Here is a 13,994-nt window from a genome sequence, read left to right as displayed (position 1 = left end):
GGAGCAACCACCGGCCGGTCCGGCCTTCTGCAAGGAGCCACGATCATGCCTACTTCCCCGAAACTCGCGCAGGCGGCTGCCCGGCACCAAACGCACGACGGAGAGGTCCTCGAATCCGGAACGAACGCGGAGAATCTGGTGCTGGAGTACCTGGGCCTGGCAAACTCGCTGGCGCGCCGGTTCTCCGGCCCGGGGCGCGACCCGGAGGACCTTCTTCAGATCGCACGGGTGGGGCTGGTCAAGGCTGCCCGCAGTTTCGATCCGCGCCGGGGAGTCCCGTTCGTCGGCTATGCCGCCCCCACCATCCTTGGGGAACTGAAGCGGTCCTTCCGGGACGGAGCATGGGTCATCAGGCCTCCGCGGGCCATCCAGGAACTGCATGGGCGCATTGTGTCCGACTACACGGGGCTCACCCAGCAGCTTGGCCGCGAGCCCTCCATAGGGGATTTGGCCCGGCATCTGGAAACTGCCCCCGAGGCCGTCAGCGAAGCGGTGGTCTGCGGCAGCTACCTGGTTCCCCTCTCCATCGACGAGGCACGCAACGGCATTCCCTGGGCGGAGACGCTCCGCGTGCCGGAGGACGGACTGGCCCCGGAGGACATGATCGACCTGGACGCGGCACTGGACCGGCTCAGTCCACTGGAGCGGCGGGTCCTGCGGATGCGCTACTTCCACAACGAGAGCCAGCAGGCCATCGGTGACCAGTTGGGGATGAGCCAGGTGCAGGTCTCCCGGCTGCTGGTGCGCGTCCTGGCGAAGCTGCGTGAGATGCTCGCGTGGGAGCAGGCGGGAACGTTGGGCAGGTCCTCCCTATAGGACGCCCAGCCGTTCCAGCCCGGCCAGCACGTCCGGCACCCCAACCGCCATCAGCGCCGGGTCAGGGGTGGGTGAGAACGTGTCCCCCTGCCGTAAAGACTCGTCGGTCAGCACCACGTGCGGTCCGGGAGGCGGGCCCCATTGGTGCACGGGAGCCGGCCCGAATATCACCACGGAGGGCCGGGTGTAGGCCGAGGCCAGGTGCGCCGCGCCGGTATCGGCGCTGACCACGGCGGTCGCGGAGGCCACCAGCGCGGCGAACCGGTCCAGGCCAATCCGCCCTGCCAGCACGCTCTCCTCGGGCAGCCCTGCCGCCGCGGCCACCTGCAGCGCGCGCTGCCGCTCGGCCGCGCTGCCGCTGAACACCACGCGGTGGCCGGCGGCGGCCAGCGTGCGGGCCACCGCGCCGAAGCGCTCCACCGGCCAGAGGCGGCTGCCGTAGGCGGCTCCGGCATGCACCACCACGGCCCCGGGAGCCGGAGAGGAAACCGCGGGTGGCAACAGGTGCAGGTCGGCCGGGTCTGCCGGGATGCCGTGCCATTCCAGCAGGCGCGCCCAGCGCTCCCGCTCGTGCAGGCCGTCCCGCCAGCGGGGTCCATCCCATCCCGGGGCGTGGTGTCCGATCCGCCGCGGTGCCCCGAGCGCCTCCAGGCGCCGCCTGCTTTCGACCCCGTTCCCGTGCAGGTTGACCGCCACCTCCACCCTGCCGGGGACCGGCGGGACCGGGACATCCAGCCCATGGGTGTCAAGCAGTTCGATCCCTCCCACCAGCTCCACGACGGGGGCCAGCCATGCCTGCGCGGCGTAGCAGATCCGATGCTCCGGGAAGGCCCGGCGCAGGGCGCGCAGTGCGGGGACCGCGACCAGCAGGTCCCCCAGTTTCAGGGCCCGCAGGGCCAGGACGGCGGGCCCGGAGGGCGCCCCGGAACGGTTTTCCTCCATGGTGCCCCATCGTGCCGTCCCCCGGCGCGGTCCGCAATCCCCCGCACAGGCCCCGGCACAAGCCCTGGTACAGGGGTGATTAGAACCGGCGAAGAGGGGTAGTAGTGAAGCATGGGAATGCGACGAACGCTTCCGCAAGCCGTGTTGTTCGACCGCGACGGAACGCTCGTCGTGGACGTCCCGTACAACCGCGATCCGGAACTGGTCCAGCCGATGCCCGGTGCGGCCCGGCTCCTGGATGGCCTGCGCCGCAGGGGCGTCCGGTGCGGCGTCGTGTCCAACCAGTCGGGGGTGGGGCGGGGCCTGATCACCCCGGCGGAACTGGCCGCGGTCAGTGCACGGCTCGACAGCCTCCTCGGCCCCTTCGACGTTTTCATGTACTGCCCCCACGTCGTCGGGGACAGGTGCCGCTGCCGCAAGCCGCAGCCCGGGCTGGTGCTCGATGCCTGCCTGGCGTTGGGCGTCGACCCCGCCGACAGCCTGGTCGTTGGCGACATCGGTGCCGACATGGGAGCCGCTGCGGCGGCCGGAGCCGCGGGGATTTTGGTTCCGACGCCGGTAACCCGGCCGGAAGAGGTGGCCTCCAGCGAGTGGGTCGCCGCCTCGCTGGAGCAGTTGCCGGAGATGCTGTGGGGCGCCCCATGGTAGGCCGCGCCCTCGTCGTCCGCCTCGATTCGGCCGGCGACGTACTGCTCGCCGGGCCCGCAGTAAGGGCGATCGCGCGCACATGCGAGGTCGTGATGCTCTGCGGCCCGCAGGGGGCGCCCGCGGCCAGGATCCTGCCCGGGGTGAGCGAGGTCTTCGTCTGGGAATGCCCCTGGATCGCCGCGCCGGCGCCGGAGGTCTCCTCCCCCGCGCTGGCCCCCCTCATGGGGTTCCTGCGCGGGGGCAACTTCACCGAGTGCGTGGTGCTGACCTCCTTCCACCAGTCCCCCCTGCCGCTGGCCCTGCTCCTGCGGTTGGCCGGGATCTCCCGGATCACCGGCGCTTCGGTCGACTATGCCGGTTCCCTGCTGGATGTCCGGCTCAAGCCCGGCGAGGATTTCCCCGAGGACCAGCCGGAGCCGCACCGGGCCCTGGCCATCGCCCGGGCGGCCGGGCACGCGCTGCCCGGGAACGATCCGGGCACTCTGGCCGTGCTGCCACCCCCGCCGGCCACCGAACTGGTCGGGTACGGGCCCTACGTCGTCGTCCACCCGGGGGCCAGCGTCCCGGCCCGGGCCTGGCCGCCCGGACACCACGCGGACCTGGTCCAACGGCTGGCTGCGGCGGGGCACCGCGTGGTGGTCACCGGTGGACCCTCCGAAAAGGCATTGACCGCGGCCGTCGCCGGGGACCGGGCCGTGGACTTGGGCGGCCAAACCGACTTGGGCACGCTCTCCGGGGTGCTCGCGGGCGCCGGCGTGGTGGTCACCGGAAACACGGGCCCCGCCCATTTGGCGGCAGCGGTGGGAACGCCGGTTGTCAGCCTGTTCTCCCCCGTTGTCCCGGCGGAGCGGTGGGCCCCCTACGGTGTTCCCGTTGAACTGCTGGGGGACCAGGACGCCGCCTGCAGGGGCACCCGGGCCCGCGATTGTCCGGTCCCCGGGCACCCCTGTCTCTCCTCCGTTACCCCGCAGCAGGTGGTGGCCGCAGTAGACCGCCTGCTGGCCGGGAACGGCTCGCCAGGCCAGCAGGCCCCCCTGGAAAGGACCGCACCATGAGGATCCTGATATGGCACGTCCACGGCGGATGGATGGAATCGTTCGTGCAGGGCACCCACGAGTACCTGCTGCCGGCAACCCCGGAAGGGGGTCCGTGGGGACTGGGCCGCGGAGGCCGGGGGTGGCCGGAGTCCGCCCGCGAGGTCGATCCGGACGGACTGCGCGATGAGGACATCGACGTCGTCGTCCTCCAGCGTCCCCAGGAACTGGACCTCTGCGCGCAACTGACCGGCCGCCGGCCCGGGCAGGACCTGCCGGCCATCTACCTGGAGCACAACACCCCGCGCTCGGCGGTTCCGGATTCTTTGCATCCCCTGGCGGACCAGTCGCGGATACCCGTGGTGCACGTGACCTACTTCAATCAGCTGTTCTGGGACTCCGGGCGGGCGCCCACGAAGGTGATCGAACACGGAATCAGGGACCCCGGCCCCCGCTACGGCGGGGAGCGGTCCTCCCTGGGGGTGGTGATCAACGAACCGGTCCGGCGCTGGCGCGTGACCGGCACCGACCTGCTGTCCCGCTTCGCCGCGGCCGGTCCGCTGGAAGCCTTCGGCATGGGCACCGCCGCCCTGCCCGGGGCCACCGGGCTGGGACCGGAGCGGCTGGCCGTGCACGGGGACCTGCCCCCGGACGAGCTGCACCGGACCCTGGCCTCGTGCCGCGCCTACCTGCACCCGGCCCGCTGGACGTCGCTGGGCCTGTCGCTGCTGGAGGCCATGCACCTTGCCATGCCCGTGGTGGTGCTCGGGACCACGGAAGCAGCAGACGCCCTCACGCCGGAGTGCGGGGCGGTGTCCACCAACGTGGACCTGCTGGTGCGGGAGGCGGCGCGCCTGCTGGAAGACCCCGAGGAGGCCCGGCGCCGCGGTGCGGCTGCCCGCCACACTGCGCTTGAACGGTACGGACTGGGCCGCTTCCTGAGCGACTGGGACACCCTGCTGGGGGATGTCGCCACCCGCCGCCTGGGCGAACCATCGAAGGAAGGAAACCGCGCATGAAAATCGCCATGATCTCCGAACATGCGAGCCCGCTGGCGACCATCGGCGGGGTCGACGCGGGAGGCCAGAACGTGCACGTCGCGGCGCTCTCCTCGGCGCTCGCCGGCCGCGGCCACGAGGTGGTGGTCTACACCCGGCGCGACGACCCCGACCTGCCGCAAGTGGTCCGTGTGGCCCCGGGCTTCGAAGTGGTCCACATCGACGCCGGCCCGGCCCGGCACGTGCCCAAGGACGAACTGCTGCCGTGGGTGGGCCCCCTGGCGGAGGCGGTGGCCGCCGATTGGCTCCGCCGTCCCCCGGACGTGGTGCACGGGCATTTCTGGATGTCCGGGCTTGCGGCGCTTAGCGCGGCCGGCGTGCCGGCCCGCAAGGTGCCCGTGCTCCAAACGTTCCATGCCCTGGGCAACGTCAAGCGCCGCCACCAGGGCGATGCGGACACCAGCCCGCCCGCCCGCACCTGGCTGGAACCCTCGGTGGCGCGCAGGGTGGACCGGATCATCGCCACCTGCCTCGACGAATCCCGGGAACTAGCCGCCCTGGGTGCGGATCCGCAGCGGATATCGGTGATCCCGTGCGGCGTGGACCTAAACCTTTTCAGCCCGGACGGCCCTGCCGAAAGGATCTCCGGGCGGCGCCGGATCGCGGTCATCGGGCGGCTGGTGCCCCGCAAAGGCGTGGACCTGTCCATCCGCGCCCTGCGGCGGCTGCGCCAGGCGGGCATCACGGACCTGGAGCTCCTGGTGGTCGGCGGGTCGGCAGGGGACGCTTCAGGCCAGGACCCCGAGGCCGTCAGGCTGCGGGCCCTGGCTGCCGACCTCGGGGTCGACGACGCGGTGGTGTTCTGCGGCCAGCTTCCCCAATCGCGGATGCCGGCGCTGCTGCGCGGGTGCACCGCGGTGGTGTGCGCCCCCTGGTACGAGCCCTTCGGGATTGTCCCGCTGGAAGCCATGGCCTGCGGGTTGCCGGTGGTCGCTTCCGCGGTGGGCGGGTTGCAGGACACCGTCGTGGACGGGGTCACGGGGCTGTGCATTCCCCCGCGGGACGACGCGGCGCTCGCGGCCGCCCTGGCACGGCTGCTCAAAGATCCTGCCCTCGCCACCCGGATGGGTTCCGCGGGCCTGGCGCGGGCCCGGCAGCACTACGGCTGGGACCGCGTGGCTGCGGCCACCGAGGAGGCCTACCTGCTGTCCCTCGGGTCCAGTGAACTCGGAACCAGTGAACTCGGGTCCAGCGAACTCGGAACCAGGGAACCTGCCGTAACGGCCACCGCGACGGCCACGGCAGCGGCCCGCTCACGCGCCTCCACCTCCCGCGCCTCCAAGGTGGGCAAGAAACCCGCCCGCCGCGGCCCGGAGAAGGTGCCGGCGGACCGCCTGCCCCAAGGAATCGGTTCGGGCACCGGCCCCCTCCCTCCCGTCTCCCCCACGCTCCCCGCCGCATCCGCCGACTTCACGGCGGTCCCCACCGACACGCCCCTGCCGGCCCCCGCAGGCCTGCAGGGGCCGGCAGTTTCGGCAGCGCCCTTCGCCGCGTCCGAGCCGTCCGTGGACGTGGTCCTGGCCCACCTGGCCGCGGTGCCGCCCGCCCTCTTTTCGCTCCGGCAGTCCACCGGCAAGCTGGCTGTCTGGGCGGCGGAGCTGGCGGTACGGCTGATGAGCGGCCAGCGCCTTTTGGTCGCGGGCAACGGCGGGTCCGCCGCCGAGGCCCAGCACCTGACGGCCGAGCTGGTGGGACGCTTCCACCTTGACCGGGAGGCCTTCTCCGCGATTTCCCTCCATGCGGAGACTTCCGCGCTCACGGCCATCGCCAACGATTACGGCTACGACGAGGCCTTTGCCCGCCAGGTGCGCGGCCACGGACGCCCCGGAGACATCCTGATGCTGCTGAGCACCAGCGGCCGCAGCCCCAACCTGCTGCGCGCCGCGGAGGCGGCGCGCCCCATGGGCATCACCACCTGGTCCCTCACCGGTCCGGCCCCCAATCCGCTGGCGGCCCTCTGCGACGAATACGTGGCCGTGGAGGGGAGCAACGCCAGCGTCCAGGAATGCCACCTGATGGCGGTGCATGCGCTCTGCGCGGCCTTCGACGCCGAGGTGGCCCGGCTTCGCGGCCCCGCCACCAAGGGAGGGGGGACCCCGTGAGGATCGCGGTCGTGGGGGACGTGCTGCTGGACCGGGACCTGGAGGGCATATCCACCCGGTTGAGCCCCGACGCCCCGGTTCCCGTCGTGGACGTGGAATCTTCCCGGCTCCGGGCAGGGGGTGCGGGGCTGGTGGCCGCGATGCTGGCCGCGGACGGCCACCGCACCGTGCTGGTGACCGTCCTGTCCCCGGATGTCGGCGGAGGGCTGCTGCGCGGGCAGCTGGCCGGGGTCGACGTCGTGGCCGGCCCCTCCCTGGCTCCCACCCCGGTCAAGACGCGGGTCCGCGCCAGCGGCCAGCCGCTGTTGCGCTTCGACGAAGGATGCGCCCCGCCGCCGGTTCCCGCGGTCGATGACCGGATGCTTGCGGCCCTGGACGAAGCGGACGCCATCGTGGCGGCCGACTACGGGCGTGGCCTGCTGCGCAACCCCCGGCTCAGGACGGCCCTCGAGCGGGCGGCCCGGAGGGTCCCCGTGGTCTGGGACCCCCACCCCCGCGGTCCGGCCCCCGTGCCGGGCGTCGCGGCGGCCACCCCCAACCTGGCCGAGGCCATCGCCGCCGTCGGCAGCCACCGGAACCGGGCCGGGAAGTCCGACCCCTCTCGGGTGGCGGCGGCGCTGCGGGAGCAGTGGCGTCCGGCCGCCGTCGTCGTCACCCTCGGCGCCGAGGGAGCCTGGGTGGACGACGGCGGTATTGCCCGCCCGGTGCCGGCCCCGGCGATCACGTGCTCGGACCCGTGCGGGGCCGGGGACCGGTTCGCAGCGGCCCTGGCCGTCGAACTGGCCACCCGGCCGCCGGGGCGCGCCTCCGCGGGCCGGCTCGACGCCGCAGTACGCTCCGCGGTCCAGGCGGCGGCCGCCTATCTCTCCGACGGCGGTGTGCGGTCCCTGCCGTCCGCGGCCTCCGGAACCGCACGCCCCGCCACGGCGGTTTCCCCCGCCGCCACAGACTCCCCCCTCAAAGCACCCGCCCCCCTCGAAGCGGGCTCCCCCGCCGCCGCGGGGGCCGCGGAGGTGGCCCGCAGGGTCCGTGCCGCCGGCGGAACGCTGGTGGCCACGGGCGGCTGCTTCGACCTGCTGCATGCCGGCCATGTCAGGACCCTGCGCGCGGCCCGGGAACAGGGCGACGCGCTGGTCGTGTGCCTGAACTCCGACGCTTCGGTGCGGCGGCTCAAAGGTCCGGGGCGGCCCATCATGGGCCAAGAGGACCGCGTCGAAATGCTGCTGGCCCTGGAATGCGTCGACGCGGTAGTGGTGTTCGACGAGGACACCCCGGCCGAGGCCCTCACCGCGCTGCGGCCCGAGGTATGGGTCAAGGGCGGCGACTACAGCATCGAACAGCTGCCCGAGGCCGCACTGCTCGCCGCCTGGGGCGGCCGGTGCGTTATCGTTCCGCATTTGCGGGGCCGCTCCACCACCGCGCTGGCCGCCGCCCTGGCATCCGGGTGATCCCTGCCCGCGCCAACGCCTGCCCGTCCATCCACCCATCCATTCACCCACGACCGGAGGATCACATGGCTTCCCCCCTTACCGCCGCAAGCCCCCTGCCCACCCTCGATCCCAGCACCGGAAAACGCGTCCTGATCACCGGAGGGGCCTCCGGGCTGGGGGCCGCCGTGGCCCGTGCCGTCGCCGAAGCCGGCGGCCGCCCCGCCATCCTCGATGTGGACCTCGCAGGATGGGGTCCTGCCGGGGGGGAGGCCGCCCCAGGGGACTGGGCCGCGGCGGCCCCCGCCTACCAGACCGACGTAACGGACCGGGCCGCGGTCGAACGCGCGGTGGAGGCCGCGGCCCAAGCCTTGGGGGGACTTGATGCGGTGGTGACTGCCGCGGGTATCGACCGCTGCGGGCGCCTCGACGAAGTTCCCGCGGACGCCTGGGAACGGGTCGTGGCAGTCAACCTCCTCGGCACCGTCTCCACCGTGCGCGCGGCCATGCCCCACCTGTTGGCCAGCCACGGGCGGGTCGTCACCATCGCCTCCACCCTGGCCCTGCGCGGCGTATCCGATGCCACGGCCTACTGCGCCTCCAAGTTTGGGGTGGTGGGCTTCAGCCGCGCCCTCGCCGCGGAGACCGCCGGGAAGGTGGGGGTGACCACCGTGATTCCCGGAGGCATGGACACCCGTTTCTTCGACGACCGCTCGGCGCAATACCGTCCGGCGGACAACTCGCGGCTAAACGATCCGGCCAACGTCGCCCGGGCCATTATGTTTGCGCTGTCCCAGCCGGAGGGCTGCGAGCTGCGGGAGCTGCTTATCTGCCACGAAGCCGAGGACTCCTGGCCGTAAGGTCCTCCACGTCCCGGAAGACCTCATCCGGCTCCACGGCCTCAGTCAGCGAAAAGTCATCATGCTCGCAGCGCGGGGCGGTCCAGCCCACTTGGGTGAGGTCCGTCCCGCAGACGGGACAGCGCGTCGTCCACCCCATCTGGACCCGGTGGGAGGCCCGGCCCAGCGGTGCCGCCATGATTGCGTTCCCCACCCAGTAGATGCCGGCCGTGGAGGTGCCCACCGCCTGGGCCAGGTGCCGCGGCCCGCTGTCGTTGCCCAGCATCACGTCGCAAGACTCCAGCAGGCCGGCCAGGGCACCCAAGTCCAGCTGCCCGGCCAGGGAACGGATGCTTCCCCGGCCGGGCCGCGGGGGTCCGGCTTCCTCGAGGACAGCCTCCCCCAGCCCGGCCTCGGACGCATCCCCGATGACCAGGACCTCATACCCGGCGTCCGCAGCCCGGGCCGCCACCGCGGCGAACCGCTCCACCGGCCAGCGCCGCCGCGGGTCCGTGGCCCCCGGGTGGATGGCCAGCCGTGGCCGCCCCTTGGCAGGAGGCCCCGCGACGGCGGCGGAGGCTGCACGGTCGGCGGCGGTGACGGCCACCGCCGGCCCCACCTCCGGGGTGGTGGCGCCGGCAAGCCCCACCACCTCCAGGGAACGCAGCACCTCATGCTGGTAGTACCGGTAATCCACCATGCGCTCCAGCCGTGCCGCATCCGGAGTGCCCGTGCCCACCGTGTGGCGGGCTCCGAGCTGCAGCAGGAACGGATTGGAGTAGCGGCCGCCCCCGTGCAACTGGACCGCGAGGTCGAAGGATTCATCCCGCATCCGCGCGTGGAACCGCGCCACGGCCTCCGGATCCTCCGGGCCCTCCTGCACGCCCCGGCAGGCAGGCAGCACCTCGACCCGGTGCACCGGACCCGGCCGTTCCGAGTACAGCCGGGCGTGCATTTGGGTGCCCAACAGGGTGAGGGAGGCCTCGGGATATGCCGCCGCCAGGGCATGCATCGCCGGAACGGCGAACATGAGGTCCCCCAACCCGCCGCCACGCAGGACCGCGATGCGCCGGATGTCGGGGAAACGGGGATGGACTGGGCCCACGGCGTGCCGGGGCCGCTGGGGTTCGGACCACGAATGCATGGGCCCAGACTACGGGGATGCCGCGCCGGGCTGAATAGTGACGGGCCCAATGGGACGGGGCCGGGCACCGCCTGACTGAAGGGGGCCGCGGTGGGGTATTAGGGACTGTGGGGAGTCCAACCGCCACCGACCCGCCAGGAGGACCCACCGTGACAGAAACCACCACCATTACCGAGTCCATCACCATAATCGATCCCACGGACGGCAGCATCGTCGGCTCCATTGAGGCTGCGACGCCGGAGGATGCGGCGCGGGCCGTGGACGCGGCCCGCGCCGCGCAGGGAAGCTGGCAGATTTTGCCGGCCGCCGAACGCGGGGACCACCTGCGGAAGGCGGCAGCTGCGCTCGAGGCGCACGGGGGCGAGCTGGCCCGGCTCAACCACCGCGAAACAGGGCGCCCCGTCGAGGAGGCCGCCGCGGGGATAGCCAGCGGGGCCGCCACGCTGCGCCAGTACGCCGAAACCGGTCCGCTGCACTGCGGGCAGAGCCTGCGCGGCCAGCACCTCGCCACCGACTACACGGTTCCGGAACCCCGCGGCGTTGCCGCCCTGCTGACCCCGTGGAATGACCCGGTGGCAGTGGCTGCGGGCCTGATCGGCGCCGCGCTCGTCACGGGGAACACGGTGCTCCACAAGCCCAGCGAGCGCTGCCCCCATCTGGGGCGCCGGTTGGGCGAGATTCTCGGGGCAGTGTTCCCGGAGGGGGTCCTCACCACGCTGGATGGAGGGCCCGACGTCGGCGCGCTGCTTACCGCCCATCCGGGCATCGACGTGGTGGCCCACGTGGGCTCCAGCGCCACCGGACGCAGGATCGCCCACGCGGCCACGGCCACGGGGGCCCACTGCATCCTGGAGAACGGCGGCAAGGATGCGCTGCTGGTCGACGCCGGGGTCGACGGCTCCTGGGCTGCGGCCCAGGCCGCGCTCGGGGCCTTTGCCAACAGCGGGCAGATCTGCACCTCCGTTGAACGCATCTACGTGCACCGCGCGGTGGCCGAAGTGTTCGAGCGGGAACTGGTGGCGCGGGCGCGGCACCTGAATGCGAACGGCCGGGTGGCCCCCTTGGTGGACCGGCGGCTGCGCGAGGTGGTGGCCGCCCAGGTGGACCATGCGGTGGCGGCGGGAGCCCGCCTGGGCGAAGGCGGCCGCGTCCCGTCAGGGCCCGGCGCCCACTACCCCGCGACCGTGCTGCTCGAATGCACTGCGGAGATGGAGGTCATGATGGAGGAAACGTTTGGCCCCGTGGCCCCGGTCATGGTGGTGGAGGACTTCGCCGAGGGACTGGCGGCCGCGGCGGCCGGCCGGTACGGGCTGGCCGCCACCGTGCTGACCGCGGACATGCGCCACGCGCGCGAGGCGGTGTCCGGGCTGGCAGTGGGCACCGTGAAAATCAACAGCGTCTTTGGCGGCGCGCCCGGAGGGTCGGCCCAGCCGCGCGGCGCCAGCGGTCGCGGCTTCGGTTACGGCCCCCGCCTGCTGGATGAATTCACCCACGTGAAGGTGGTCCACATGGGCCTGCCGGGCAGCGCGGAGCCATGGACCGCGAAGTGAGGCTGGGGGACCTCGCGGCACCGGACGCCGACACCCCGGGCCTGGTCGCGGGCGTGGCGCCCCGGGTCGTGGTGGTGGGGGACGTCATCCTCGATGGATGGTGGCAGGGCGCAATAGAACGGCTCTGCCGGGAGGCGCCGGTGCCGGTGGTGGAACTGCGCGAGCGCGCGGAGGCTGCCGGCGGGGCGGCGAACACCGCTGTCAATGCGGCCCAACTGGGCGGGCAGGTCTCCCTGGCCGGGCTGGTTGGAGAGGATGCCGCCGGCGAGCGCCTGCGGGCCCTGCTGGTTCGGGCCGGCGTCGACACCTCGGCCCTGGTCGCCCACCCGGGGACCGTCACGACGCGCAAAAGCCGCGTCCTGGCGGGAGACCAAATCCTGTTGCGGATCGACGAGCAGTCGGGCACTCCTCCGGCGGAGGCGCTCTCGGCCCTGGCTGCCCGGCTTCCCCGGCTGCTCCGGGACGCGGACGTCGTCGTCGTGTGCGATTACGGCTCCGGCACCCTGCGCGGACCGGTCCGGGACGTGCTGCTGGGCCTGCGCTCCCCGGGCACCGGCAGCGGCAGCGGCAGCGCCGGGCACGAACCACTGGTCATCGTCGATGCGCACGATCCGCACGCCTGGCGGGCCCTGCGCCCCGACGTCGCCACGCCCAACGCGGCGGAGGCCGCGCGGCTGTTGGACAAGACGCTGGACAGGGCGCTTCCGCCGGGCCAGGACCGCGCCAGCGTGCTGGCGCTGCGCCGCACCGCCCTGCTGAAGGCCACCAAGGCCCGGTGCGTGCTGGTGACGCTGGACCAGGACGGCACCTTGGCGCTGCCGGAGTCCGGGCCGGAGCACCGTACCTGGGCCCGTCCGGCGGAGGAGAAGCGGGCCTCCGGCGCAGGGGATACCTTCGTGGCCTGCCTCGCCGTCGGCCTTGCCGCCGGCCTGCGGCTGCCCACCGCGCAGGACCTCGCCCAGGCCGCCGCGGAGGTGGTGGTGCGCCGGCCGGGCACCTCGGTGTGCACCACTGCGGACCTGAAGGCGCATTTGGGCGGACTGGCCGCCACGGCCCTGGACTTGGAGGGGCTGGCCTGCAGGATTAGGGACCATCATGCCCAAGGGCACCGCGTCGTGCTGACCAATGGCTGCTTCGATGTGCTCCACCGCGGCCATACGCGCTACCTGGAGCTGGCCAAGCAGCTCGGCGACGTGCTCGTGGTTGCCCTCAACGACGACGACTCCGTACGCAGGCTCAAGGGGCCGGAGCGCCCCATCAACTCCGCGCCCGACCGTGCGGCGGTGATCGCCGCCCTGAGTTGCGTCGACTATGTCACCGTGTTCCCGACGAACACCGCGGTACCGCTCATCGAGGCGCTGCGTCCGCACGTCTACGCCAAGGGAGGGGACTACACCCCGGAGATGCTCCCCGAGACCGATGCGGTCAGGGCGTACGGGGGCACCGTGGCGATCCTGGACTACGTCGCGGACCATTCGACGACGGACGTAATCCGCAGGATCCGCACAGCGGTCCCGGAGGCGGACGGTTCCGCCGGGGAGCGCCCCGTCGTGGGGGGACCGCCATGACGGCCCGCTGGTGCGGGGAATGGGCTGCCGGCGAGCGGGAGTTGCCGGCGGAGGTGGAGGTGCTGATCCCCTCCTTCGAACGCCCCGCCGAGCTGGCCGTCACGCTCAGCGGGCTCGCCAGCCAGACGCGCCCGGACTTCGGAGTCGTGGTCAGCGACCAGAGCCCCGAGCCCGTGTGGCAGCACCCGGCGGTGAAGGCGATGGTGCGCATCCTGCGGGCGCAGGGCAGGCCCGTCCGGCTGGAGTGGCACCTGCCCCGGCGTGGCGTCGCGGAGCAGCGCGATTTCCTGCTGCGCCTCTCCACTGCGCCCCAGGTGCTCTTCCTGGACAACGACGTGTGGCTGGAGCCGGGGATGCTGGAGCGCCTTTCCAGCGCCTTGTCCGAGGCCCGATGCGGGTTCGTCGGGGCCGCAGTGCAGGGCCTGTCCTACCTCCAGGACCGCCGTCCCGCGGAACTGGAGGATTTTGAGCCGTGGCCGGGAGCCCCCCAGCCCGAAAGGATCCGGCCCGGCTTCCCGGAGTTCGGCCGGTGGCGCCTGCACAATGCCGCCAATCTTGCTCACCTGGCTGCCGGAATCGGTATTGAGCGCGGCAGCTGGCTGCTGTACAAGGTGGCATGGGTGGGGGGCTGCGTGCTCTTTGACCGGGAACGGCTGGTGGCCGCCGGGGGCTTCGCCTTTTGGAAGGACCTGCCGCCGGAACACGCCGGGGAAGACGTGGTGGCCCAGGTGCGCACCATGGAGGCCTTCGGCGGTGCGGGGATGTTGCCCTCGGGCGCGGTGCATTTGGAGTCCCCCACCACCGTGCCCAACCGTACAGCCGAGGCGTTGGAGATCGTTCCCCTGGATCCCCCGCAAAACCGGTAG

12 protein-coding genes and 1 pseudogene are annotated in these 13,994 nt (G+C 72.8%); 11 read left to right on the top strand and 2 right to left on the bottom strand.

Translation table 11 applies throughout. From position 1 onward, the window contains the following. The first annotated feature begins 45 nt into the window (after positions 1 to 45). The gene (locus tag NCCP_RS08065) at positions 46 to 816 is read left to right on the top strand and encodes a sigma-70 family RNA polymerase sigma factor (protein ID WP_172627337.1); all 771 of its coding nucleotides are present in this window, start codon (positions 46 to 48) and stop codon (positions 814 to 816) included. Here the strand turns inward: NCCP_RS08065 and NCCP_RS08060 are convergent. Beyond that, positions 811 to 1,758: a glycosyltransferase family 9 protein gene (locus NCCP_RS08060; RefSeq protein WP_149956732.1), complete on the bottom strand. Its 948-nt coding sequence runs from the start codon at positions 1,756 to 1,758 to the stop codon at positions 811 to 813. The genes NCCP_RS08065 and NCCP_RS08060 overlap by 6 nt on opposite strands. Before the next feature lie 111 nt (positions 1,759 to 1,869). Between NCCP_RS08060 and NCCP_RS08055 the strand changes: the two genes are divergently transcribed. The 7 genes and pseudogenes from NCCP_RS08055 to NCCP_RS08025 all read left to right on the top strand — a co-directional run bounded on the left by NCCP_RS08055 (position 1,870) and on the right by NCCP_RS08025 (position 8,887). After that, complete coding sequence (locus NCCP_RS08055; protein ID WP_149956731.1) at positions 1,870 to 2,406, top strand: HAD family hydrolase; 537 nt, start codon at positions 1,870 to 1,872, stop codon at positions 2,404 to 2,406. Beyond that, on the top strand, positions 2,400 to 3,461 hold the full coding sequence (locus tag NCCP_RS08050; RefSeq protein ID WP_149956730.1) for a glycosyltransferase family 9 protein: 1,062 nt from the start codon (positions 2,400 to 2,402) through the stop codon (positions 3,459 to 3,461). The genes NCCP_RS08055 and NCCP_RS08050 overlap by 7 nt, the downstream gene beginning before the upstream one ends. Then, positions 3,458 to 4,459, top strand: a complete 1,002-nt coding sequence (locus NCCP_RS08045; protein WP_149956729.1) for a glycosyltransferase — start codon at positions 3,458 to 3,460, stop codon at positions 4,457 to 4,459. Before NCCP_RS08050 ends, NCCP_RS08045 begins: the two co-directional genes overlap by 4 nt. Beyond that, a pseudogene (locus NCCP_RS08040) lies at positions 4,456 to 5,667 on the top strand (glycosyltransferase); the annotation flags it as partial. The gene NCCP_RS08045 and the pseudogene NCCP_RS08040, both read left to right, overlap by 4 nt. Positions 5,668 to 5,952: 285 nt before the next feature. Then, the gene (locus NCCP_RS08035; protein WP_414727716.1) at positions 5,953 to 6,600 is read left to right on the top strand and encodes a D-sedoheptulose-7-phosphate isomerase; all 648 of its coding nucleotides are present in this window, start codon (positions 5,953 to 5,955) and stop codon (positions 6,598 to 6,600) included. Continuing rightward, positions 6,597 to 8,048 (top strand): PfkB family carbohydrate kinase, encoded by a 1,452-nt coding sequence (locus tag NCCP_RS08030; RefSeq protein ID WP_149956728.1) that lies wholly within the window; start codon positions 6,597 to 6,599, stop codon positions 8,046 to 8,048. Before NCCP_RS08035 ends, NCCP_RS08030 begins: the two co-directional genes overlap by 4 nt. A 65-nt stretch (positions 8,049 to 8,113) precedes the next feature. Then, complete coding sequence (locus tag NCCP_RS08025; protein WP_149956727.1) at positions 8,114 to 8,887, top strand: SDR family oxidoreductase; 774 nt, start codon at positions 8,114 to 8,116, stop codon at positions 8,885 to 8,887. Here NCCP_RS08025 and NCCP_RS08020 read toward each other — a convergent pair. After that, entirely contained in the window at positions 8,853 to 10,010 is a 1,158-nt protein-coding gene (locus NCCP_RS08020) for a glycosyltransferase family 9 protein (protein ID WP_149956726.1), read from the bottom strand. The genes NCCP_RS08025 and NCCP_RS08020 overlap by 35 nt on opposite strands. A gap of 149 nt (positions 10,011 to 10,159) precedes the next feature. Here NCCP_RS08020 and NCCP_RS08015 point away from each other — a divergent pair, with 149 nt between their 5' ends. The 3 genes from NCCP_RS08015 to NCCP_RS08005 are packed head-to-tail and all read left to right on the top strand — an operon-like array spanning position 10,160 to position 13,994. Then, on the top strand, positions 10,160 to 11,560 hold the full coding sequence (locus NCCP_RS08015; RefSeq protein WP_149956725.1) for an aldehyde dehydrogenase family protein: 1,401 nt from the start codon (positions 10,160 to 10,162) through the stop codon (positions 11,558 to 11,560). Then, on the top strand, positions 11,545 to 13,128 hold the full coding sequence (rfaE2, locus tag NCCP_RS08010; protein ID WP_149956724.1) for a D-glycero-beta-D-manno-heptose 1-phosphate adenylyltransferase: 1,584 nt from the start codon (positions 11,545 to 11,547) through the stop codon (positions 13,126 to 13,128). Before NCCP_RS08015 ends, rfaE2 begins: the two co-directional genes overlap by 16 nt. Then, positions 13,125 to 13,994, top strand: a complete 870-nt coding sequence (locus tag NCCP_RS08005) for a glycosyltransferase family 2 protein (RefSeq protein ID WP_149956723.1) — start codon at positions 13,125 to 13,127, stop codon at positions 13,992 to 13,994. The genes rfaE2 and NCCP_RS08005 overlap by 4 nt, the downstream gene beginning before the upstream one ends.

Origin of the sequence: Zafaria cholistanensis, from assembly GCF_008580665.1 — a bacterium.
Lineage (GTDB): Bacteria > Actinomycetota > Actinomycetes > Actinomycetales > Micrococcaceae > Zafaria > Zafaria cholistanensis.
The sequence above is the reverse complement of the archived record's forward strand: the minus strand, read 5'-3'. Positions and strand labels throughout refer to the sequence as shown.

Excerpts from the sequence above, each read along its gene's own strand:
- NCCP_RS08060 (WP_149956732.1), bottom strand. The coding sequence starts at position 1,758 with ATGGAGGAAAACCGTTCCGGGGCGCCCTCCGGGCCCGCCGTCCTGGCC.
- NCCP_RS08050 (WP_149956730.1), top strand. The coding sequence starts at position 2,400 with ATGGTAGGCCGCGCCCTCGTCGTCCGCCTCGATTCGGCCGGCGACGTA.
- NCCP_RS08065 (WP_172627337.1), top strand. The coding sequence starts at position 46 with ATGCCTACTTCCCCGAAACTCGCGCAGGCGGCTGCCCGGCACCAAACG.
- NCCP_RS08055 (WP_149956731.1), top strand. The coding sequence starts at position 1,870 with ATGGGAATGCGACGAACGCTTCCGCAAGCCGTGTTGTTCGACCGCGAC.
- NCCP_RS08045 (WP_149956729.1), top strand. The coding sequence starts at position 3,458 with ATGAGGATCCTGATATGGCACGTCCACGGCGGATGGATGGAATCGTTC.
- NCCP_RS08005 (WP_149956723.1), top strand. The coding sequence starts at position 13,125 with ATGACGGCCCGCTGGTGCGGGGAATGGGCTGCCGGCGAGCGGGAGTTG.
- NCCP_RS08025 (WP_149956727.1), top strand. The coding sequence starts at position 8,114 with ATGGCTTCCCCCCTTACCGCCGCAAGCCCCCTGCCCACCCTCGATCCC.
- rfaE2 (WP_149956724.1), top strand. The coding sequence starts at position 11,545 with ATGGACCGCGAAGTGAGGCTGGGGGACCTCGCGGCACCGGACGCCGAC.
- NCCP_RS08020 (WP_149956726.1), bottom strand. The coding sequence starts at position 10,010 with ATGCATTCGTGGTCCGAACCCCAGCGGCCCCGGCACGCCGTGGGCCCA.